The organism is Halodurantibacterium daqingense (genome assembly GCF_042666235.1).
GTDB lineage: Bacteria > Pseudomonadota > Alphaproteobacteria > Rhodobacterales > Rhodobacteraceae > Halodurantibacterium > Halodurantibacterium daqingensis.
In genome coordinates this window covers 468,381-489,762 of the sequence record NZ_JBHTFQ010000001.1, presented here as the reverse complement: position 1 = coordinate 489,762, position 21,382 = coordinate 468,381, and the positions used below count along the sequence as shown (strand labels likewise).

General features: G+C 66.1%; 17 protein-coding genes. 5 read left to right on the top strand and 12 right to left on the bottom strand.

The window, feature by feature from the left end:
• Window position 1 precedes the first annotated feature (1 nt).
• Complete coding sequence (glcE, locus tag ACFQXB_RS02485) at window positions 2-1,096, bottom strand: glycolate oxidase subunit GlcE (protein ID WP_377399153.1); 1,095 nt, start codon at window positions 1,094-1,096, stop codon at window positions 2-4.
• Window positions 1,096-2,529, bottom strand: a complete 1,434-nt coding sequence (locus ACFQXB_RS02480; protein ID WP_377398570.1) for an FAD-linked oxidase C-terminal domain-containing protein — start codon at window positions 2,527-2,529, stop codon at window positions 1,096-1,098. Before ACFQXB_RS02480 ends, glcE begins: the two co-directional genes overlap by 1 nt.
• 100 nt (window positions 2,530-2,629) lie before the next feature.
• Between ACFQXB_RS02480 and ACFQXB_RS02475 the strand changes: the two genes are divergently transcribed.
• A complete protein-coding gene (locus ACFQXB_RS02475; RefSeq protein ID WP_377398567.1) occupies window positions 2,630-3,334 on the top strand; it encodes a DUF599 domain-containing protein in 705 nt (234 codons plus the stop codon).
• Between the two features lie 74 nt (window positions 3,335-3,408).
• Complete coding sequence (locus ACFQXB_RS02470) at window positions 3,409-4,608, top strand: hypothetical protein (RefSeq protein ID WP_377398564.1); 1,200 nt, start codon at window positions 3,409-3,411, stop codon at window positions 4,606-4,608.
• Here the strand turns inward: ACFQXB_RS02470 and ACFQXB_RS02465 are convergent, their stop codons facing one another.
• From ACFQXB_RS02465 to ACFQXB_RS02450, 4 genes are read right to left on the bottom strand one after another with little or no spacing between them, the layout of a single operon-like run.
• Window positions 4,609-6,690, bottom strand: coding sequence for a hypothetical protein (locus tag ACFQXB_RS02465; RefSeq protein ID WP_377398561.1), 2,082 nt, complete (start codon window positions 6,688-6,690; stop codon window positions 4,609-4,611).
• Window positions 6,687-9,446, bottom strand: coding sequence for a DUF4159 domain-containing protein (locus tag ACFQXB_RS02460; RefSeq protein WP_377398558.1), 2,760 nt, complete (start codon window positions 9,444-9,446; stop codon window positions 6,687-6,689). Before ACFQXB_RS02460 ends, ACFQXB_RS02465 begins: the two co-directional genes overlap by 4 nt.
• Window positions 9,446-10,345, bottom strand: coding sequence for a DUF58 domain-containing protein (locus ACFQXB_RS02455; protein ID WP_377398555.1), 900 nt, complete (start codon window positions 10,343-10,345; stop codon window positions 9,446-9,448). The genes ACFQXB_RS02460 and ACFQXB_RS02455 overlap by 1 nt, the downstream gene beginning before the upstream one ends.
• Window positions 10,346-10,347: 2 nt before the next feature.
• A complete protein-coding gene (locus ACFQXB_RS02450) occupies window positions 10,348-11,355 on the bottom strand; it encodes an AAA family ATPase (RefSeq protein ID WP_377398553.1) in 1,008 nt (335 codons plus the stop codon).
• Between the two features lie 83 nt (window positions 11,356-11,438).
• Between ACFQXB_RS02450 and ACFQXB_RS02445 the strand changes: the two genes are divergently transcribed.
• Window positions 11,439-12,008, top strand: a complete 570-nt coding sequence (locus ACFQXB_RS02445; protein ID WP_377398550.1) for a DUF1285 domain-containing protein — start codon at window positions 11,439-11,441, stop codon at window positions 12,006-12,008.
• Window positions 12,009-12,337: 329 nt separating this feature from the next.
• Here ACFQXB_RS02445 and polA read toward each other — a convergent pair whose 3' ends face one another.
• Window positions 12,338-15,148 carry a DNA polymerase I gene (gene polA / locus ACFQXB_RS02440; protein WP_377398547.1) on the bottom strand — a complete coding sequence of 937 codons (2,811 nt, stop codon included), beginning with the start codon at window positions 15,146-15,148 and terminating at the stop codon, window positions 12,338-12,340.
• Between the two features lie 78 nt (window positions 15,149-15,226).
• Window positions 15,227-15,463, bottom strand: a complete 237-nt coding sequence (locus tag ACFQXB_RS02435; protein ID WP_377398543.1) for a zinc-finger domain-containing protein — start codon at window positions 15,461-15,463, stop codon at window positions 15,227-15,229.
• A gap of 112 nt (window positions 15,464-15,575) precedes the next feature.
• Between ACFQXB_RS02435 and ACFQXB_RS02430 the strand changes: the two genes are divergently transcribed.
• Entirely contained in the window at window positions 15,576-16,544 is a 969-nt protein-coding gene (locus ACFQXB_RS02430; RefSeq protein WP_377398539.1) for an ABC transporter ATP-binding protein, read from the top strand.
• Between the two features lie 91 nt (window positions 16,545-16,635).
• Here ACFQXB_RS02430 and ACFQXB_RS02425 read toward each other — a convergent pair whose 3' ends face one another.
• Window positions 16,636-17,016, bottom strand: coding sequence for a histidine triad nucleotide-binding protein (locus ACFQXB_RS02425; protein ID WP_377398536.1), 381 nt, complete (start codon window positions 17,014-17,016; stop codon window positions 16,636-16,638).
• Between the two features lie 11 nt (window positions 17,017-17,027).
• Window positions 17,028-18,605, bottom strand: a complete 1,578-nt coding sequence (locus tag ACFQXB_RS02420) for a DUF5928 domain-containing protein (RefSeq protein ID WP_377398534.1) — start codon at window positions 18,603-18,605, stop codon at window positions 17,028-17,030.
• Between the two features lie 142 nt (window positions 18,606-18,747).
• Here ACFQXB_RS02420 and ACFQXB_RS02415 point away from each other — a divergent pair, with 142 nt between their 5' ends.
• Window positions 18,748-19,566 (top strand): sulfotransferase family protein, encoded by an 819-nt coding sequence (locus tag ACFQXB_RS02415; RefSeq protein ID WP_377398531.1) that lies wholly within the window; start codon window positions 18,748-18,750, stop codon window positions 19,564-19,566.
• Window positions 19,567-19,734: 168 nt separating this feature from the next.
• Here ACFQXB_RS02415 and ACFQXB_RS02410 read toward each other — a convergent pair whose 3' ends face one another.
• Window positions 19,735-20,727, bottom strand: a complete 993-nt coding sequence (locus ACFQXB_RS02410; protein WP_377398528.1) for an adenosine kinase — start codon at window positions 20,725-20,727, stop codon at window positions 19,735-19,737.
• Complete coding sequence (gene nth / locus ACFQXB_RS02405; RefSeq protein WP_377398525.1) at window positions 20,724-21,368, bottom strand: endonuclease III; 645 nt, start codon at window positions 21,366-21,368, stop codon at window positions 20,724-20,726. The genes ACFQXB_RS02410 and nth overlap by 4 nt, the downstream gene beginning before the upstream one ends.
• Between the last annotated feature and the right edge of the window lie 14 nt (window positions 21,369-21,382).

Genomic DNA, 21,382 nt, shown 5'->3' with positions numbered 1-21,382 from the left:
GTCAGACCCCCATGAGGCCGGGATTCAGGATGCCACGCGGGTCGAACTTTTCGCGCAGGCCCCGCGCCAGCGCGGCCAGCGGGGCAGGTTCGGGATGAAAGGCGCCAAGGCGGCGCCGGGTCTCGGCATCGGCGCGGATCAGGGTGGCATGACCGGCGAAGGGCATCAGCGCCGCGCGCAGGTCATGGCCCGGCGCCACCCGCGCCCAGATCAGGCCACCGCCCCAGTCAAGCGTCACCTCGCCCTCGATCCGGGCCACCAGCGCAGGCGCATCGGACGGCTTGACCGAGATACGCCATATGTCGCCCGCCACGGCGCCCAGCGCCGTCACGTCGCGCAAGGCAGGCCATGGATCGCCCTCGGCCCGGTGGGCGGTGCCGAAGGCTGCCAGCGCCGCCTCAAGCTGGCGTGCACGATAGGTGACGGAGCTTTCGAACCCCTCGATCCGCAGGCAGGTAATGCCCTGCGCCCAGGCGGCGCCCGTAACCTCGTAGGGGGTGCCCAGCGCCTTGGACATCAGGCGCACAGCCGTCGCGATATCGGTCCCGGGATACAGCAGCGTCGCCTGTGTTTCCGGGCGGGGCAGCAACTTGAAGGCGACCTCGGTCAGCACGCCCAGGGTGCCGTGGCTTCCCGCCAGAAGCTTCACAAGGTCATAGCCGGTGACATTCTTCATCACCCGTCCGCCATTGCGGATCACCGTGCCCGCGCCATCCACGAAGCGCACGCCGATCAGGCTGTCGCGGCAGGCCCCCGCCTGAAGCCTGCGGGGCCCGGAGACATTGCCCGCCACCACGCCCCCGATCGTCGGCTCGCCTTCCGTTCCCAGAAGGGGACGGTGGTCCATCGGCTCGAACGGCAGGCGCTGGTTCTCGTGATCGAGCGCCGCCTCGATCTCTGCCAGCGGTGTGCCGGCCTGTGCCACCAGCGTCAGGGCTCCCGGATCATAGAGCGTGATGCCGGTAAGCTCCGATGTGCTGATCGGCTCCCCCACCACAGGGCTGCCGATCGGGCGCGTGCCGCCCCCCAGGACGCGCAAGGGGGCGCGGGCGTCACGGATGGCCTCGGCCAGATCCGCCTCGGTTACGGGGCGCATCATGCGGCCCGGCGCGACGCTGTCGCCTCCAGCGGAAAGACCTTGGCGGGGTTCAGCAACCACTGCGGATCGAACACGTCCTTGATACGCAACTGCGCCTCCAGATCCTCGGGCGTGAACTGCACGGTCATCAGGTCGCGCTTTTCGATTCCCACCCCATGTTCGCCGGTCAGGCAGCCGCCCACCTCGACGCAAAGCCGCAGGATCGCAGCGCCGAAGGCCTCGCACAGCTCCAGATCGCCAGGCTTGTTGGCGTCGAACAGGATCAGCGGGTGCATGTTGCCATCGCCGGCATGGAACACGTTCGCCACGTCCAGCCCATATTCCTTCGACAGCTCTCCGATCCGGCGCAGCACGTATGGCAGGCTGGACACAGGGATCGTCCCGTCGAGGCACATGTAGTCGTTGATCTGCCCCATTGCCCCGAAGGCGGATTTGCGGCCCAGCCATATCCGGGCGCTTTCCTCGGCCGAGCGGCTTTCGCGCAGTTCCACCGGGTTGTGGCGGCGGGCGATTTCGGCAATCCGCGCCAGTTGTTCGTCTATTTCGGCGGGGCTTCCCTCCACCTCCACGATCAGCAAGGCCTCGCAATCCGGGTATCCGGCCCTGGCGAAATCCTCGCAGGCGCGGATGCAGGGACGGTCCATGAACTCGATCGCGACGGGCAGGATGCCGGCGCGAATGATATCGCTGACGCATTCCCCCGCCACCTCATTGGAGTCGAAGGCGATCAGCACCGGGCGCGCGCCCTCGGGCTTGGGCAGGATACGCAGCGTCGCCTCCGTCACCACGCCAAGCTGGCCTTCGGATCCACACAGCACCCCCAGCAGATCAAGGCCCGGCGCATCCATATGGGCGCCGCCGATTTCCACCACCGTGCCATCCATCAGCACGACGGTGGCGCCCAGCAGGTTGTTCGTCGTCACCCCATATTTCAGGCAATGCGCGCCGCCGGAATTCATCGCGATATTGCCGGCAATGGCGCAGGCCAGTTGCGACGACGGATCCGGGGCATAGAAGAACCCGTCTGCCTCTACCGCCCCGGTGACCGACAGGTTGGTCCGTCCGGTCTGCACCCGGATCAGGCGATTGGCGTAATCCGTCTCCAGCACGTGGTTCATCCGCGCGACCCCAAGGATCACGCTGTCAGCGGTGGGCAGCGCCCCACCGGCCAGCGAGGTGCCGGAGCCGCGCGGCACGACCGGCACGCCTTCTTCGTGACAGATCCGCAAAACGGCAGAAACCTCCGCGGTGCTGCGCGGCAGAACGACGGCCAGCGGCGGACAGCGATAGGCCGTCAGTGCGTCGCATTCATAGGCGCGCGTTTCGGCGCTGTCGTGGATCACCGCATCCTGCGGCAGAACCTCTTGCAAACGCGCAACGATCCTGTCCTTGCGGGCGAGGATCGCGAGGTTGGGCTGGGGCATCTGCATGAGGCTTCTCCTGAACTGGTAAAAACATATGACCAATTCGGAAGCCCCGCAAGCGACAAATCGGTTCCGCCCTGCGATCGGATCAGGTAGCTTCTGCGGAATGGATATTCCGGGCTACATTCACCTGTTCAGCGTTCTTGACGCCATTGCTCTGGCCCTGCTTGTGGCCAGCGCGATCGCCATCGGCTGGCGCATCGACCGGCTGGACACGCCGCACCAGTCGGTTGCCGTATTGATGGGCGCCTATCGTCGCGAATGGATGCGCCAGTTCGTTTCGCGCCAGCCCCGGATCTTCGACGCCAACATCATCGACAGCCTGCGTCAGGGCACGAGCTTCTTTGCCTCGGCCTGCATGATCGCGATCGGGGGCGGACTTGCGCTTCTGGGCAACAGCGAGCGACTGCTGGGGCTTGCACAGGATCTGACCCTGGAAACGGCCCCGGTGGTGGTGCTGGAGGTCAAGATCCTGGTGGTGATCCTGTTCATTTCGGATGCCTTCCTGAAATTCGTCTGGGCGCACCGGCTGTTCGGCTATTGCGCCATCGTCATGGCGGCGGTGCCCAACCAGCCCGAGGATCCGCTGGCCTATGCGCGCGCCGAACAGGCGGCCGACATCAACATATCGGCCGCCCGCAGCTTTAACCGCGGTCTGCGGTCGGTTTATTTCTCGCTGGCCGCGCTGGCCTGGATCCTGGGCGCGGTCCCGCTTCTGGTGGCCACTGCCATGGCGGTGCTGGTGCTGTGGCGGCGGGAATTCGCCTCGAACTCACGGGCAGTGATCCTGAAGGGAATGCCCGGAAGATGATGCTCTTGCCGGCTGGGGCAAAATGCATCAGCCTGCCTGCGGGCGCGTCGCCCGGCATGACAAGCAGGCACATCATGAACAGATTTCTTTCCGCGGCACTGGCGGTGCCGCTTGCCTTGGGAGCACAGGCGGCTGCGGCCGAGGGGATTTGCGGCCAACCCGCCGCCCTGACATCCGGCGCGCCCCTGCCGCTTGCCGCCGGTTTCGCGGCCCTGCAGCATGATCTGCGGCTGGTGCGGGGCGAACCGCGCTACATCGACTTTACCATGACGCAGGCGCAGGCACTGACCCTGCGCACCCAGGCGCGCGACGGCGCAGACCCGGTGCTGGTGCTTTACGGCGCCGACGGGCAGATGGTGGACTACGACGATGACAGCGCGGGCGGACTCGATGCGCTGCTGACGGTTTCGCTGCAGCCCGGCGGCTATTGCGCGCAGGTCCGACTGCTGGGCGGGATTCAGGACGAGGCGGCGGCTGTCGTGCTGTCGCTGGAACCGGCCGGGCAGGAAGGCCCGGCGCCCACGGCACCCGAGGCGCCCCTTTCGCCCGCCGGGGCCTGCGCATCGGCCCAGGAAATGGGCCGCCTTGGCAGCACCGGCAGGCTTGAGCACGAGGACGCGGCCTTGCCCAACGCGCCGCGCGCCCATCGGCTGGTCCTGACGGAACCGGTGATGTTGCAGATCGACGCGCAGAGCGAGGCCTTCGACACGGTTCTGACTGTCAGCGATGAAAACGGCCTGTTCCTTGAAAACGACGACCACGAGGGAACCGACAGCCGCATAAGCCTTCAGGCCGGCCCCGGCACGCTGTGCCTCGGCGTGCGCGCCTATGGCGAGGGCAGCGGCGGCCCCTACAGGCTGAGTGCTGCAGTGCAGGACCCGGCCGAGGTGCTGCGCACTGCTGTCGATGCCGGCGAAGCCATTCCCGGTGCGGACAGCGATGTGACGATCGAGGCGTTGGGGCCGCTGGGACAGTCGGCGCGGACCACCGCGGTCACGGCCGGAAGAACCCATTGGAGCAGCTTCAGCCTGACCGAACCCAGCCTTGTCCTCGTACAGGGCAGCACATTGTCCGACAGCTTCACGCTGGCTCTTTTCGCGGCCGACGGGCGGCTGATCGCGCGGCAATACGGCGAGGGGGCTCTGTCGGTCTCCAAGATCGCCGAGGAACTGCCGCCGGGCGACTATCTGGTCGCCCAGACCGTGATGCAGGAAAGCCCCGACCTCAAGATCCGGCAAGTGGTGCTGAACCGCTTCGTGCGCCCCGCCGAATGATCAGCGCCGGCCCTCGCGCAGCCAGGCCCCGATTGCCAGCGATGCCGCCAGCAAGAGGAACGCCCAGGCCGGCAACAGCGCCGAAACCTTCAGATCGGTGGTGAGATAGGCCTCGCGCGGGGTGAGGCCGATCCAGCCACGGCCGGCGGCACTGCGGCCTTCCCGGACCAGTCGCACATCCGGCAGCCCGTCCTCAAGCCGCTGGACCCCGCCCCGCGTTGCCTGCACGACCGGGGCAAGCAGATCGGGCGTGGCGATCGTCTGCTCGAATTCGCGCGGGGCCGAGGGGCCCAGCGCCACCACCGCATCGAGCGTGCCATCGGTCAGCCGGTAAAGCCCCATCGCCGGAGCTTCCCAATCGACGACAAAGCGGCCGGGGGCAATCTCGGCGAGCGGCAGTACCGTTTCGGTGCCATCCGGGGCGGTGACGGTGACATCGGCTGCGGTTTCGGCCAATGTGCGCCGGGTAACCGTCATCACCTGCCCCCGCGCCGTCGCGGTCAGCGCCTCTTCCTCCAGCTCGGGTTCTTTCATCATCCAGTGGGCAAGGCGGCGCAGCAGTTCAAGCTGCGGGCCGCCGCCTTCATGCCCCCGCCCCCAAAGCCAGGCATGATCCGAAGCAAGCGTCGCGACGCGGCCCTCTCCCGCCCGGTCCAGCAGCAGAAGCGGCCGATCATCCGCCCCCGACATGACCACCTGCCCCTGAGCGCTGAGGTCGATCAGGCGGAACCAGCGGCCCCAGGGGGCGCCTTCGTCGGCATCGCCATCAGCGTCGGGGTGCGACCACATCTCGGCCAGACCGCTGGTCACCGGATGCCGGGCACCCAGATCCGTCACCTGCGGGACAAAACCCCGCTCGATGATGCGGGCAGAGGGCAGGCCCGGCAGGATATCGGCAAGCCCGGTGCGGTAGATACTGTCGGCCGAGCCATATTCCGGCCCCGCCGCCACCAGAAGCGCGCCACCGCGCAGGACATAATCGCGGATATTGTCGAAATAGGCGCCCGGCAGGATGCCCCGCCGGCGATAGCGGTCGAAGATGATCAGATCGAATTCCTCGATCTTCTCCACGAACAGTTCACGCGTGGGAAAGGCGATCAGCGACAGTTCCGACACAGGCACGCCATCCTGCTTTTCCGGCGGGCGCAGGATCGTGAAATGCACAAGATCGACCGCCGCATCGGATTTCAGAAGGTTGCGCCAGACACGTTCTCCGGCGTGAGGCTCGCCCGAGACAAGCAGCACCCGCAGCCGGTCACGCACGCCGTTGATCTGCACCACGGCGGCATTGTTCCGGTCGGTCAATTCGCCGGGCTGTGCCGCCACCTCGAACTGCAACACATTCATTCCGCCCCGCTCAAGCGTGACCGGCAGCTGGAGATCCTGCCCTACAGGCACGGCAAAGACCTGCGGCGCACCGCCGTCGATCGAGATCGACAGCTCGGCCCTTCCCGCGACATCGGGGGGCACCACGCCCTGATCCTCGATCCGCAATGTCAGCGCGACCGGTTCGCCAAGAATGGCAAAGGCGGGGGCGTTGCGTACGATCAGCCGCCGGTCCCAATCCTCGCCGCGCCCGGTCAGCAACACGTGCAGCGGTGCGGGAAGGTCGGGGGCAAGCTCCATGTCATGCACCTGCCCGTCGGTCAGCAGGATCGCACCGGCGATCCGGCTGCGCGGCTCGCCGGCCAGGGCCTCTTGCAGGGCGGTCATGGCGCGGGTTCCGCTGTCGCCCTCGCCGTCACCCAGCCGGATCACCCGCAGGTCCATGTTCTCCAACGCGCCGATCCGGGCCGCCAGGTGGTCCAGGGCCGCGGCAAGTTGCGCGGGACGGTCCGACAGCGACTGGCTTGCGCTCTCATCCACCAGGATCAGCGCGATGTCACTCTGACCCATCCGCTCTTCGCTCTGGAGCGAGGGATTGGCCAGCGCCGCCAGCAGTGCAAGTGCCGCCAGTCCGCGCAGCCACCAACCAGAAAGCCCCTGCCAGAGCGCAAGCCCCACCAGCAGCAGCGCCACCCCCGCCGCGCCCCAGATCACCGGCCAGGGCACCAGCGGATCAAGAAGAATGTCGCCGTTCACTGGCCAAGCCTTTCCAGAAGTGCGGGCACATGCACCTGATCGGATTTGTAGTTCCCGGTGAGCACATACATGATCAGGTTGATGCCGAAGCGATAGGCCATCTCGCGCTGACGTTCGCCGCCATAGCCGCGCCCGACCGGCAGAAGCGGGAGGCCGCGATCGTCGATCGCCCAGGCCGCGGCCCAGTCATTGCCGCCGATCACCACCGGCGTCACCCCGTCATTGAGGTTGCGAAAGGGCATGCCCTCGACCGCCTCGGCATCGGCGGGGGCCGCCTCCACCCAGATGCCGCGCCCCATGTGGCGGCCCGGGAAATCCGAAAGCAGGTAGAAGGTCCGGGTCAGCACATGATCGTCCGGCAGCGGTTCAAGCGGCGGAATGTCGAGGGGCGCAGCGAGCGTCTGCAGATGCCGCCCCGCAGGCGTTCCGCCGCCATAGCCGGCCACATCGGCATCGCGGGTATCGAACAGGATCATCCCGCCGGTACGCAGGAACTGGTTCAACTGCGCATAGGCCCGGTCGGACGGGATCGGCTGAGCTTCGGTCACGGGCCAGTACAGGAAGGGGAAGAACGCCAGTTCATCCGTTTCCAGATCAACGGCGACCGGGGCCGCCGGCTCGACCGATGTGCGCTCCAGCAGCCGTCGGGACAGGCCGCGCAGGCCCGCTTCCGAGACGCGGTCAATCTGCGCATCACCGGTGACCACATAGGCCAGCACCAGTTCCCGCGTCGCCTCGATCGCACGGGCCTCGTCGGCCTGCGCTGGCCCCGCGGGCCAGGCGAGGGCAGCCAGAACCAGCAGCACCGAAGCGGTCCGCGCGCCGCGGCCCAGCCGCCCCGAAACGGCGAGCGCCGCCAGGACATCGATCGCGAACAGGCCCAGTGCCAGGGTCAGAAGCACACCCTTCAGGCCGCGCTCGGCCTGTTCCGCCATGCCTTCCACCTGAATCCGATCCGGCCACTGTGCCGGCGCAAGCCTGGTGTCCGAGGCAATGACGTTCAGGGCCACCCGTCGGTCATCCGCCGCGTAAAGGCCCGGCGGCATCATCGGCCCGGGCCGCCCTGCGGCCAGCAGCGCCCCGTCGATCCCACTCATCCGTCCGGCATCGGCCAGGCCGCCAAAAGCATCCAGAACCCGGTCCGCCACCCAGGTGACACCGGAGAGATCCCCGGCCTCGGGCGCGGCGGGCCGCGTCGAAACCGCAAGCCGTTCCAGCATCTGCACGAATAGCCCCGACAGCGGGATCGAGGACCATTCGGCGTTGGCGGTGACATGCACCAGAACCACCTGCCCCTCGCCCAGCGGCTTGCGGGTCACAAGGGGCGTCCCATCCGCCAGGGCTGCGATGGTGCGTTCGGCCAGCGCCGGATCGGGCTGGGCCACAACCTGCGCCGAGACCGTGACATCGGGCGGAACTGCCAGACCATGGAAGGGCGAGCCTTCCGGAAAGGGACGCAGACCCTGCGGCTCGCCCCAGCTCATCGTGCCGCCAACGGCCCGCCCGCCGGCGCGCAGCCGCACAGGCAGGAGCGGATCTTCCTCGGTCCGTGCCAGATCGCTTGCGGCAAGGCGCGGGCCGGCAAAGCGCAGCAGCAACCCGCCGCGTTCGACCCAGTCGTGCAAGGCGTCGCCATCGGCCATGCCCAGCCGCGCGACATCGGCCAGGATAATCACATCCGGCGCGGCCAGAAGGGCATCCGACAGGCTGCTCTCGATCAGTTCGGCAACAGGATCCAGCGCCTGCCGCAGGTAATGCAGCGGCGACAGAAGCTCCAGCCCCTCGCGATCGGCAGCACCGGCGATCAAAGCCACCTTGCGCTGGCGCAGACTGTCATCGGCAAGGCTGACCGCTGCCGCCGAACGCTGCGCTTCGATCTGAAAACGCAGGATGCGGTTGCGCAACTCGGTCGGAAGATCCAGCGTCGCGCGGGCCTCGGCGCCCCCTGCGGCAAAGGCCATGTTCACCCGCGCCAGTTCCCGTTCAATCCCCGCAGGGTCAGGGCCATGGGCGGTCACCGTTACGCTGGCCGCGTCGGCCGCCGGGCTGCGCAGCGCGGTAAGATGGATTTCCCCATCCTCAAATCCCGCCGGGCGCAGCGCCAAGAGCGGGCGCGGGCTTTCGAACACGGTGACGGGGCCGCGCGCCTCAAGCGCCGCAAGAAGTGGCGCCCTGCCATCGCGCGCAAGCCCGTCCGAAAGCCAGTAGGTCTCGCCCCCCTCGGGCAGGGCGGCGGCCCATTCGGCGACGGCCTCGGCATCGGGTTCCCAGGCGGCAGGCGAAAGGCCGGCAATGCGACCGGCCCAGACATCCGCGGGTAGAAACTCCGCCCCGCCCACCGGCAGATCGGTCAGCACCACGACCGCGACCGGTCGCGCGGCGCGGCCCGCTTCGGACAGCACCGCGGCGACACGTTCCTGTCGGGCGGGCCAGTCGCGCGCGTCAGCCCAGGTGCCATCCAGCAGGACCAGAAGCGGCCCCTGGCCTGCCCAGGGTTCCTGCGGGTTCAGGACCGGACCCGCGAACCCGAGGATCAGCGCCGCCACCGCGACAGTGCGCAACAGCAAGAGCCACCAGGGCGTCTTGTCCGCCTGCTGGTCGTCATCGCGAAGCCCCAGCAGCAGGGCGACCCCTGGAAAGCGCCGCCGGATCGGTGCTGGGGGGATTGCCCGCAGCAGGAACCAGATCACCGGCAGAAGGATCAGAGCACCAAGAAGCAGGGGCGCGGTGAAGCCGACTGGACCAAGCGACAGCATCAGCGGGGGTGCTCCATCGCACGATAAAGCCACAGAAGCGTCGATTGGGCGCTGTCGCCGGTGTGATGGCCGCCAAAGTGCCACCCGGCCGCACGGGCGAGATCCGCCAGGTGCGCCTTCCGCTCGGCCAGCCGGTCCAGATACTTCCGCCGCAGATCGCCCGCCTTGCGGGTTTCATGCGAAAGGGCGCCGCTCATGCTTTCGAAGATCGTGCGTCCCGCGTAGGGAAACAGCTCCTCGACCGGGTCCAGCACCTGCATCAGCACCCCACGCACGCCCCGGTCGGCGGCCATCGCCAGCGCCCGTTCGACCGGCGCCATATCCCCCAGGAAATCCGACAGGAACACCGCGCGCGACCGGGGTGCAAGCGCGGCAACATCCGGCACGCCGTAGTCCGCCGATGCAGTCCGGCCCAGCGCGGCCACCAGCCCCGCGATCTGGTTGCGCCCCGACCGGGGTGGAAGATCCGGCAACAGGCCCACCCGTTCGCCGCCCCGAAGCAACAGGATTGCCAGCGCCAGGCCCAGAAGGCGCACGCGATCCGCCTTGGCAGGCCGCGCAATGCTTCCGGAAAAGCCCATCGACTGCGCTTCGTCCAGCCAGAGCGAGACGGACTGCGCCGCCTGCCATTCGCGCTCGCGCACATAGGGCTGGTCCGACCGGGCCGAGCGGCGCCAGTCTATACTGCGGACGCCGTCGCCGGCGGTGGCCGGACGATACTGCCAGAACTCGTTGCCGGCGCCCGCGCGGCGGCGGCCATGTTCGCCAAGGATCAGGGTCGCGGCAAGATGCTCGGCCTCGGCCAGAAGCGCCGGCAGGCCGAGAGAGAGCGCCTCGGCCTCGGCGCGCCGCGGTGACCGCCCCATCTGCCCATCGGCCTGATCCGTGACGCCTGCCATCATTATGCCGCAAGCCCGGAACGACCGGTTTCCTCGGCCACCTGGGTGATGACATCAGCCAGCCGCACACCCTGCGCCCGCGCGGCAAAGCCCAGCGCCATGCGATGCGACAAGACCGGCGCAGCCATGTCGTGGACATCATCCAGCGAGGGTGCAAGCCGACCGTCCAGAAGCGCCCGCGCCCGCACCATCAGCATCAGCGCCTGCGCCGCGCGCGGCCCCGGCCCCCAGCTGACCGTTTCGCGCACGACGGCCGCGGCTTCGGGTTCCTGCGGGCGGCAGGCGCGGACCAGATCAAGGATCCGCTCGACCACTGCCTCTCCCACCGGCATTCGGCGCAACACGGTCTGTGCCGCCAGAAGCTCGGCCGCGGTGAAGACCTGATGCACCTCGTCCTCCTGCACGCCGGTGGTGGCCAGCAGGATGTCCCGTTCGGTAGTCCGATCGGGATAGGCAACATCGATCTGCACCAGGAACCGGTCCAGCTGCGCCTCGGGCAGCGGATAAGTGCCTTCCTGTTCCAGCGGGTTCTGGGTCGCCAGAACATGAAACGGATGGCCCAGCGCGCGATGCTGGCCGGCGATCGTGACCTCGCGTTCCTGCATCGCCTGCAGAAGGGCCGATTGCGTGCGGGGACTCGCGCGGTTGATCTCGTCCGCCATGAGGATCTGGCAGAAGATCGGCCCCGGGATGAAACGGAAGGCCCGGCTGCCGTCGGCGGCGGTCTCGAGCACTTCCGACCCCAGGATATCTGCCGGCATGAGATCGGGCGTGAACTGGATGCGGTTGCCGTGCAGCCCCATGACGGTGGCAAGCGTGTCCACAAGCCGCGTCTTGCCCAGCCCCGGCAGGCCGATCAGCAGCGCATGCCCCCCGCAGAGCATCGCACCCAGTGTAAGATCCACCACCCGGGTCTGCCCGATGAACCGGCGATTGATGCTGGCCTTCGCCGCCGCAAGCTTTTCGCCCAAGCTCTCGATCTCGGTGATCAGCGCGGTGGCATCGACCATGACATTTCTCCCCTCGGTGCTATATGGAGCCGTAATGCCATCTATGGCATAGCGCGTCCGGTCCAGAAAGCACGTCGGGACAAATGATCGTGACACAGAATACGCAAAACCTGCTGAGCGCCGCGCAAGAGGCCGGAAAGAACGGTCTGCCGCCAGTGCATCTTTGGAACCCGCCGTTTTGCGGCGATCTGGACATGCGGATCGCGCGTGACGGCACCTGGTTCCATGAAGGCACACCGATCGGCCGCCCTGCGATGGTGCGATTGTTTTCGACCATCCTGCGCAAGGACGGCGACAAGTACTTTCTGGTCACCCCGGTCGAGAAGGTCGGGATCACGGTCGAGGATGTGCCCTTCATCGCGGTGGATTTCGAGCGTGACGGCAGCGGCCGGGACCAGCGCGTGACCTTCGTCACGAATGTGGGTGACCGGGTGACGGCAGGGCCGGACAACCCGCTGCGGCTGGCAGAGGCCGGGGGCGAACCCGTGCCCTATGTGCTGGTGCGGGACGGGCTTGAGGCCCGTATCGACCGCAAGAGCTTCTATCGCCTGATCGAGATCGGCAGCCATGCGGATCATGACGGGGCAAGCTGGTTCGGACTCTGGTCCGACGGCCTGTTCTTTCCCCTTATCCCCTCGGCCGATCTGACCTGAGCCCCTGGCAGGCGGAAGCCTCCGCCACAAGGGGTTTGATGTTCAGCGCCAGAATGTGCCGCGGCAAGGTCCCCTATGGCGCGAAGGGAAGGGCCGGAACCACGCCGCGCCCTGCCTGCGGCCCCGCACTGGCAGGCCCAACGCCCGGCCAGCGGGAGGCGGGCCATTGGTGCGGCTGCCGTCCTCGTGCCGTTCGAACTGGAGCAAGACGAGGTTCCCGGTCTCGGCGAGGCGGCACGTGCCCGCCATCCGCGCCGGAACCGTACACCCCGGCCGCAGGCGCCGGCGCGTTAGGCAACCCCGCAGGCGCATGGGCCGCTGCAGGCGCGCTAGTGGGCCTCGGCCCAGCTGTCTCCCTGGCCGGCATCGACGACGAGCGGCACAGCCAGCCGCACCACGGGTTCGGCCGCCCGCTCCATGACGCCACGCACGACGGCGATGGTTTCCTCGACCGCCGTTTCCTCGACCTCGAACAGCAGTTCGTCATGGACCTGCAGAAGCATCTTCGCGGGAAGACGCGCTATGGCATCGGGCATACGCACCATGGCGCGGCGGATGATGTCGGCGGCACTGCCCTGAATCGGCGCGTTGATCGCGGCGCGGCGCGCGAAGCCGGCGGTGGGGCCCTTGGAATTGATCTCGGGCGTGTGGATCTTGCGGCCGAAAAGCGTCGTGACGAAACCCTGTTCCCGCGCCTCGGATACCGTCTTGTCCATATAGTCGCGGATGCCCGGGAAGCGTTCGAAATAGGTGTCGATGAACTTCTGCGCCTGATCGCGCGGGATGCGCAGGTTGCGGGCAAGCCCGAAGCCCGAAATCCCGTAGATCACGCCGAAGTTGATCGCCTTGGCCTGCCGGCGAATCGACGGATCCATCCCTGCCAGGGGCACGTTGAACATTTCCGACGCAGTCATGGCATGGATGTCATGGCCCTGACGGAACGCTTCGCGCAGGGCGGGGATGTCGGCCATATGCGCGAGGATCCGCAACTCGATCTGGCTGTAATCCAGTGCGATCAGCTTCTTGCCGGGATCGGCAACGAAGGCGGTGCGGATGCGGCGGCCTTCCTCGGACCTGATCGGGATGTTCTGCAGGTTGGGATCGGTCGAGGCGAGCCTGCCCGTATTCGCCCCCGCGATGGAATAGCAGGTGTGCACCCGGCCGGTTTCCGGGTGGATATGGTCCTGCAGCGCATCGGTATAGGTGCTTTTGAGCTTGGAAAGCTGCCGCCAGTCCAGCACCCGCGCCGGCAAGTCGTGCCCCTCGGCGGCCAGATCCTCGAGCACATCGGCGCCCGTGCCATAGGCGCCGGTCTTGCCCTTCTTTCCGCCCTGCAGGCTCATCTGGTCAAAGAGAATCTCACCCAGCTGCTTGGGCGAACCGATGTTGAAGGTGCAGCCGGCCAGTTCGTGGATCTCGGCCTCAAGCGCGGCCATCTTCTGCGAAAAGGCGTTGGACATGCGCGAGAGCACGTCGCGATCCACGCGGATGCCCGTGCGCTCCATCTCGGCCAGCACCGGCACCAGTGGGCGTTCCAGCGTTTCGTAAACCGTGGTGACCCGCACCTGGTGCAACTGCGGCTTGAACATCTGCCACAGCCGCAGGGTCACGTCCGCATCCTCGGCCGCGTATTTCACGGCCTCCTCGATCGGCACAAGATCGAAGGTGATCGCCGACTTGCCGCCGCCCAGAAGCGATTTGATCGGGATGCAGCTGTGCGACAGATACTGCTCGGCCAGCGTATCCATCCCGTGCCCGTGCAGGCCCGAATGCATGGCATAGGACATGAGCATCGTATCGTCGATCGGCGCGACCGTGATGCCATAGCGCGACAGGATCTTGCTGTCGTATTTCATGTTCTGCCCGATCTTGAGGATCGCCGGATCCTCGAGCACCGGGCGCAGCGCATCCAGCGCCGCCTGCATCGGGATCTGCCCCTCGACAAGCGTGCTGGCACCGAACAGATCGCCGGACCCGGTGCGATGGGCCAGGGGCACATAGGCCGCCTGGCCCGGAGCCACGCAAAGGCAGATGCCCACCAGTTCGGCGCGCATGTCATCAAGGCCCGTCGTCTCGGTATCCACCGCCACATAGCCGCGTTCGCGGATCATGCCGATCCACTCCGCCAGCGTCGGCTCGTCCCGGATGCAGGTATAGGCGGCGTGATCGAAGGGAAGCTGTTCAAGCGAAGGAACCGGCGCCGGCGCGCCCGGGGCCTCGGCCACCGGGACGGGCGACGGCAGCGGCGCATCCACGCCCAGCTTTTCGGCAACCCGCTTGGTAAGGGTGCGGAACTCCATCAGGTTGAGGAATTCGGTCAGCACCTGCGGATCCGGACGGCGGACCTCAAGCTCCTCCAGCGTAACCGGCACCGGCATGTCGCAATGCAGTTCCACCAGCTTGCGCGAGATGCGGATCTGTTCCGCGTGGTCCTGCAGCACCTGCCGGCGCTTGGGCTGCTTGATCTCGCCCGCCCGTTCCAGAAGCGTCTCCAGATCGCCATATTCGTTGATCAGCAGCGCGGCGGTCTTGACCCCGATCCCCGGCGCGCCGGGAATGTTGTCCACGCTGTCGCCGGCCAGCGCCTGCACATCGACCACCTTTTCGGGATAGACGCCGAACTTCTCGAACACCTCTTCGCGGTCGATGCGCTTGTTCTTCATGGCATCGAACATCTCGACCCCGTCCCCGACGAGCTGCATCAGATCCTTGTCCGACGAGATGATCGTGACCCGCCCGCCCGCGTCGCGCGCTTGGCAGGACAGGGTGGCGATGATGTCGTCGGCCTCATAATCCTCGACCTCGACGCAGGGGATGTTGAACGCGCGGGTCGCATCCCGCGTCAGGCTGAACTGCGGGCGCAGATCCTCGGGCGGTTCCGGGCGATGGGCCTTGTAGAGCGGATAAAGCTCGTTCCGGAAGGTCTTCGACGAATAGTCGAAGATCACCGCCGCATGGGTGGGCGCATCGGGGCCAGAATTGCCCTCGATATAGCGAAACAGCATGTTGCAGAAACCGGCCACCGCGCCCACCGGCAGCCCGTCGGATTTGCGCGTCAGCGGCGGCAGGGCGTGATAGGCCCGAAAGATGAAGGCCGAACCGTCGATCAGATGCAGATGGCTGCCCTTGCCGAATGTCATCGCGTACTCCCGGGCTCTGGGGGGAAGGCGGCCGCCCTGGGTCAGAGCCGGACCGGGAGGGGCAGACGGGGGTGCGGATCAGGCCGCGGCGGGGTCATCCTTGGCAAGGGCGGCCATGTAGGCCTCGTGCTGGGCGACATGATCGGCATGCACGAACCGCTTGTCGCAATAGCCGCAATCAACCCAGCCCACATCATGCGGGATCGGCATCCAGACGCGCGGGTGGCCCAGCGCGCCCTCACCCCCGTCGCAGCACACGCGATAGGTGGAAACGATCTGGGTTTCCGGCGGCGAAAGCGGGGCGGTCTTGCGCATGTTCAGGTCCGTTCCTTGTCGCGGGCGCCAAAGCGCCTTAAGTCCGGGTGCATGATAGCGATTGGCGCGGTGCGGGCAAGTCCCGCCGGCGCCACTTCCCGGAGGATTTCCCGTGACCCCTGCCACGCCCCAGACCAACGCCATCGAGATCGAGGCCCTGCGCAAGACCTATGGCGGCACCAAGGGCAGCGCCCCGCACGAGGCTCTGAAGGGGGTGGATCTTGCAATTCCTGCCGGGTCGATCTTTGGCCTGCTGGGGCCGAACGGCGCCGGCAAATCCACGATGATCAACATCATGGCGGGCCTGGTGCGCAAGACATCGGGCCGCGTGCGGATCTGGGGCTTCGATCAGGATGTGAACCCGCGCCAGAGCCGGGCCGCGATCGGCGTCATGCCGCAAGAACTGAACATGGACCCGTTCTTCACCCCGCGGGCCGCGCTCGAGGTGCAGGCGGGGCTTTACGGGGTTCCGGCCAGCCAGCGCCGCACGGACGAGATACTGGAACTGATCGGACTGTCCGACAAGGCCGATGCCTATGCCCGCAGCCTTTCGGGCGGCATGAAGCGGCGGCTGCTATTGGGCAAGGCGCTGGTCCATCACCCCCAGATCCTGGTGCTGGACGAACCCACCGCCGGCGTTGACATCGAGCTGCGCCAGATGCTGTGGCAGAACGTGCGCAAGCTGAACGAACGCGGCATGACCATCATCCTCACCACGCACTATCTCGAAGAGGCCGAACAGATGTGCGACGAGATCGCCATCATCAACCACGGTCAGGTGATCGTGCGCGACCGAACCGAAGCGCTGGTGGCACGCATGGACGGCAAGACCCTTGTCATTACCCCGGACGGCCCCGCCCCCGCAAAGATCGCGCTGCCACCGGGCGTCAGCCTTGACCGCCGCCGTGACGGCAGCCTGGCCTTCCACTACCGCCGCCGCGAAACTACTGCGAATGCGGTGCTGGACGCGGTGCGGCTGGCAGGCATCACCATCCGGGACGTGGCCACCGAGGAGGCGCATCTGGAGGATGTTTTCGTGGCGCTGACCACCGCCGGGGCCGGCAGCGGAAAGGCGGCCTGAGCGGCAGGCGCCTGCACGCCCAGCCCTTGGCGCCTCTCACCACGGCGCTCCGGCGCCCGGGTGGGTGGCGCCGCCACGTGATCTGCGCCGGTCAGGCCGGCTGAAGCATCCGCCCCAGAACCCGCCCGCCCAGGATGTGCACGTGCAGATGCGGCACTTCCTGCACGCCGTGGGCGCCGCAATTCGAAATCAACCGATATCCCTGCCCGTCCCGCGAAGGCTGCACGCCCAACATCTTGCAGACGGCGCCGATGGTGCGGGTAAAGTCGACGATCTCGGCCTCGGTCGCCTCAAGCGCGAAGTGGTCATAGTTCACATAGCGCCCCTTCGGAATCACCAGAACATGGTGCGGCGCTTGCGGCGCGATATCCTCGAAGGCAAGGCTGTGCCCGGTTTCAAGCACCGTCTTGTTCGGGATCTCGCCGCGCAGGATTCGCGCAAAGATGTTCTGATCGTCATAAACGTAGCTCATTCGTCCTCCGGTCAATCCGTGAAAAGATAGTCGATCTGCAGCAGGGTTTGCGCCTGATCCGCCGGCATGTCCAGAAACCGGCCCAGCGCAGTCGCGTTTTCCTCCGGGGGGCCGTCCTCGCGCAGCCGCGTGAGGTTCGGGAAATCGGCATCGCGAATCTGCTCGCTTTCAAACCGCATGTCGAACCTGATCGTCGGCAGCAGGCGCGCGAGAGTTTCCGGCGGAGTCGCAGGCCCCGCAAGCCCCACCCGCTGGGCGTGGCCGGCCAGATAGTCGTCGCTGAAGCTGCACTGGATCTCGATGATCCGTGTGGTGCAGCGATCGGAACAGAAATCGTGCAGCAGTTCGATATTGGCCGGATCTATGCAGATCACCATCCGGTTCGTGCCGTGGTAATCGAACAGCATCCGCATCAGCGCGCGGCGGTGCCTCGTCCTTTTGCTCAACGTGGTCTGGATGCCACCCAGATCGGGAAGCTCTGCCGCATCCTCGTTGAACAGATAATCCAGCGCCGGGACGTCGGTCATCTGCCGGATCCGCTCGGTCAGCCGCTTGGCGACATGCCACTTCTTGCACACGATCACCATCAGTTCACGTTCGCGGCCCAGGCTTGCCTCGGATTCCCAGAAGCGCGGCGCAAAGCGCCGCCCGACGCGGCCGCGTCCCGTCAGGAACCTGTACAGGTTGCGCCCTTCGTCCGAGATCTGGAATTGCGCGTCCGGCGTGACATAAAGCTCTGCCAGCTGCGCCTTCAGACGCTTTGCGTCCGGCGAAATCTTGCGGGCAAACAGATAGTTCTGGCTGATCAGCAGATCGAACTGATCGTCATAGAACACGGCCGGCATGCCATAGTCGGAAAACAGCAGGAACGTGAGCGTCCGAGTCCGGATCTCGCGGTCAGGCACCAGATGGCGCACCAGAGTCTGGAAGAATGTCTCGTCCGGGATCCAGGTAGTGCGGAAAAAGCGCATCACGTCGCGCCGGCTGCGGATGAAAGTCAGGATCGCCTCGATGGTCTGCCGGCGCAGGCACCACCATTGCGACCCGATCATCACCTCGATATCGGCAGGAATGTCACGCTCGAGCCCCAGGCGCTGCTGCAGGTTCATCGAGGCGTAGAACAGCCACTTGTTCTTGCGCTCGTTGAAGTAGTGACGATAAATCAGCCGCTCGCGCTTGATGCCGGTCTTGATCCAGTCCGATTTGAAGAAATCAAAACTCTCGATATAGTCCACATCGTCTGCATCGAGGAATTCACGCACGTATCGCGCCGACTTGATCGGCATGCAGTCGCCCGACAGCATGTAGAAATGCGACGCCCGCGGGAAGGCCGCGACAGCCGCCTCCACCGCGTTCAGCGTCGCCTGGACAAGCGACCATTCGCCCCAGCCACATTTCGCGCGCCGGCGCGCGAAGGTGACGGAGGGGTTGCCGTCCAAAGCCTCGCGCAGCCGCGCGTAATCGTCGGAACTTGCGTTGCCATCAAAGTGGATGGCAAGATAATCGCCGGCAGCGGTCAACCGCCTTGCCTGGGCGATGATCCCCTCCGGATCCTTGTGACACAACAGGATGAATGCAATCTGGGCCATGAAAAAACAATCCGAACCGGCAACCTTGACTTGATTGTTGCCATGAATAGCGTGATCACTCCTTGAAATGACAGTAATTGTTTGTGTTCAAGTCTGATTGCATCCGTGTTGTCACGGTTCCCACTTCGGAGGCAAAGGTTTCATGGGGTTTCCCGGTACTTGGATGACGCAAAGCGAAAGCATGGTCTATCGCGTCGTCCCGAAATGCGCCTGCTCGACCATCGGGCAGATCATGTATTACTCCGATCACGGAGTGTTCTTCGACGGAGACATCCATGATGCCACCTCCGGTCTGCACAAATGGTCGATGGAGGACAGCCAGCCACGCATCACCGCGAACGTCAAGGCGCACAAGTCCTTCGCCTTCACCTGCGTGCGCAACCCCTACACGCGCATCCTGTCTTCGTTCTTCGACAAGATATGCGGCATCCAGCGCAACGGCCGGCGCTATCGCGGCAACATGGTGCCACAGCTGATTCATCGCTACGGCATCGAGGTCGGCGGAGACGACGGCAAGCAGGAGTTCGACCAGATCGCCAGCTTCCGGCGCTTCCTGCTGTTCGCCCGTGACACCATTCGCTGGAAGAAACCGATGGAACCCGATATCCACTGGTCGGCAATGTCGGGCCATGTCGCGACGTTCATCGCCAATGGCGGGCGATATGACCACATCTTCTTCACCGAGAAGTTCAACGAGGGCATGCAGACGGTCCTCGACAGGACCGAGACGCCGCACAAGGTCGATCTCGCCACCATTCCGCGCTTCAACGAATCGGAAGGCCATGGCCCCAAGCGCGCGCATCCGGTCGAGGCCTATTTCGACGACCTGTCGATGCACCTCGTCTACGAAATCTACAAACGCGATTTCCAGCTGTTCAAATACGACTTCGAGAACCCCGGCAACAAGATGCCGCTCTCCGAGGTCGATCTGGACGAGGTTCACGCGAAACTGAAGGACTGAACGGCGACAGGGCCGGTCGCCGGATGGCGACCGCGGAATATCGCTCGCAACAGGGGCGGATCCGGGGGTCAGTGGCGCGCGGCCTTGGCCCTCCGCGGCAGCGGCGCGGCGCGACGGCCCCGCCGGGGCCCGAGCGTCGCGCCCCCCTCCTCGCCCTTGGCCCTGGCCCTAGCCCAGACCCTGTGCGGCGAACAGCGCGCGCAGATCGGCCTCGGGGCGGGCTCCAATATGGCTGATCACCTCCGATGCGGCGACGCAGCCCATCCGGCCGCTCGTGGGCAGGTCCTGCCCCTCGGCCAGCCCCCACAGGAATGCACCCGCAAACAGATCGCCAGCCCCGGTCGCGTCCTTGATCTGCGTCGGCACGGCCGGCACATGCCAGCGCTCGCCATCCGCCAGGATGTGCGCGCCCTTTTCTGATTCGGTGCAGGCCACCACCCGCACCTCGGCCGCAGCGCGCGCCAGCGCCTCGTCGAAATCCGCCGTCTGATACATCGACAGGATCTCGGCCCGGTTCGCGAACAGCAGATCGACATCCTCCCGGATCATGCGCCGGAAGGCATCGCGGTGGCGTTCCACGCAGAACGGATCCGACAGCGTCAGCGACACATGCCCCCCGCCCCGCTTGCAGGCAGCAATCGCCTTGGCGAAGGCCTCGTGGCTCTCCGGCCCGTCGAAGCGATAGCCCTCAAGATAGATCCACTCGGCCTCGGCCATCTGCGCCTCGTCGATATCGGACGGGCTGAGGAACTCGGTCACCCCGAGGTAGGTGTTCATCGACCGCTCGCCATCGGGCGTGACCAGAACGATGCAGCGCCCGGTTTCCTGCGGGCTGTCCTTCGGCGCCATGGGCGTGTCATAGCCCGCGCCCTGCGCTCGCAGGTCATGGGCAAAGATCGCGCCCAGCTGGTCATCCCGCACCTTGCCGACATAGGCCGTTCGCCCGCCAAGATGCGCAATCGCGGCGATCGTGTTCGCGGCCGAACCGCCGCTGATCTCGCGTGCGGGTCCGATGCGGCCGTAAAGATCCACGGCGCGCTCCATGTCGATCAGCTGCATGATGCCCTTCTTGACCCCCGCCTCTTCCAGAAAGGCCTCCGATGCCTGGGCGAGCACGTCGACCATCGCATTGCCGATGCCGACGACCTGGTATTTCTTCATATTGTCTTTTCCTCGTAGGGGCAGAGATCACGGATCAGGCAGATGCCGCATTTCGGCTTGCGCGCCACGCAGACATAGCGCCCGTGCAGGATCAGCCAGTGATGGGCATGCAGCTGAAACTCGGCCGGGACATGATCCTCGATTGCGCGTTCCACCGTATCGACATCCTTGCCAGGGCAGATGCCGGTCCGGTTGCCGATGCGGAAGATATGCGTATCGACCGCCTGGGCCGGGATGCGGAACCACATGTTCAGCACCACATTGGCCGTCTTGCGTCCTACCCCTGGCAGGGACTGCAGCGCCGCCCGGCTCGAGGGCACCTCACCCCCATAGTCTTCAACAAGGATCCGGCTCAGCTTCATCACGTTGCGGGCCTTGTTGCGGAACAGGCCGATGGTCTTGATATGGTCGATCAGGGCCTCTTCCCCCAGGTCGAGCATCTTCTGCGGCGTATCGGCGATCCTGAACAGGTCCCGCGTGGCACGGTTCACTCCGGCATCGGTTGCCTGCGCGCTCAGCGCCACGGCCACCAGCAGCGTATAGGCATTGACATGCTCAAGCTCGCCCTTGGGTTCGGGCTCGGCCGCCTGAAAGCGGCGGAAAATCTCGCGGATCGTATGATAATCAAGTTGACGTGCCATGCCCGAGCCTATGC

Coding starts and splice junctions, on each gene's coding strand:
- glcE (WP_377399153.1), bottom strand. CDS start 1,096: ATGCGCCCCGTAACCGAGGCGGATCTGGCCGAGGCCATCCGTGACGCC.
- ACFQXB_RS02480 (WP_377398570.1), bottom strand. CDS start 2,529: ATGCAGATGCCCCAGCCCAACCTCGCGATCCTCGCCCGCAAGGACAGG.
- ACFQXB_RS02475 (WP_377398567.1), top strand. CDS start 2,630: ATGGATATTCCGGGCTACATTCACCTGTTCAGCGTTCTTGACGCCATT.
- ACFQXB_RS02470 (WP_377398564.1), top strand. CDS start 3,409: ATGAACAGATTTCTTTCCGCGGCACTGGCGGTGCCGCTTGCCTTGGGA.
- ACFQXB_RS02460 (WP_377398558.1), bottom strand. CDS start 9,446: ATGCTGTCGCTTGGTCCAGTCGGCTTCACCGCGCCCCTGCTTCTTGGT.
- ACFQXB_RS02455 (WP_377398555.1), bottom strand. CDS start 10,345: ATGGCAGGCGTCACGGATCAGGCCGATGGGCAGATGGGGCGGTCACCG.
- ACFQXB_RS02450 (WP_377398553.1), bottom strand. CDS start 11,355: ATGGTCGATGCCACCGCGCTGATCACCGAGATCGAGAGCTTGGGCGAA.
- ACFQXB_RS02445 (WP_377398550.1), top strand. CDS start 11,439: ATGATCGTGACACAGAATACGCAAAACCTGCTGAGCGCCGCGCAAGAG.
- polA (WP_377398547.1), bottom strand. CDS start 15,148: ATGACATTCGGCAAGGGCAGCCATCTGCATCTGATCGACGGTTCGGCC.
- ACFQXB_RS02435 (WP_377398543.1), bottom strand. CDS start 15,463: ATGCGCAAGACCGCCCCGCTTTCGCCGCCGGAAACCCAGATCGTTTCC.
- ACFQXB_RS02425 (WP_377398536.1), bottom strand. CDS start 17,016: ATGAGCTACGTTTATGACGATCAGAACATCTTTGCGCGAATCCTGCGC.
- ACFQXB_RS02420 (WP_377398534.1), bottom strand. CDS start 18,605: ATGGCCCAGATTGCATTCATCCTGTTGTGTCACAAGGATCCGGAGGGG.
- ACFQXB_RS02415 (WP_377398531.1), top strand. CDS start 18,748: ATGGGGTTTCCCGGTACTTGGATGACGCAAAGCGAAAGCATGGTCTAT.
- ACFQXB_RS02410 (WP_377398528.1), bottom strand. CDS start 20,727: ATGAAGAAATACCAGGTCGTCGGCATCGGCAATGCGATGGTCGACGTG.
- nth (WP_377398525.1), bottom strand. CDS start 21,368: ATGGCACGTCAACTTGATTATCATACGATCCGCGAGATTTTCCGCCGC.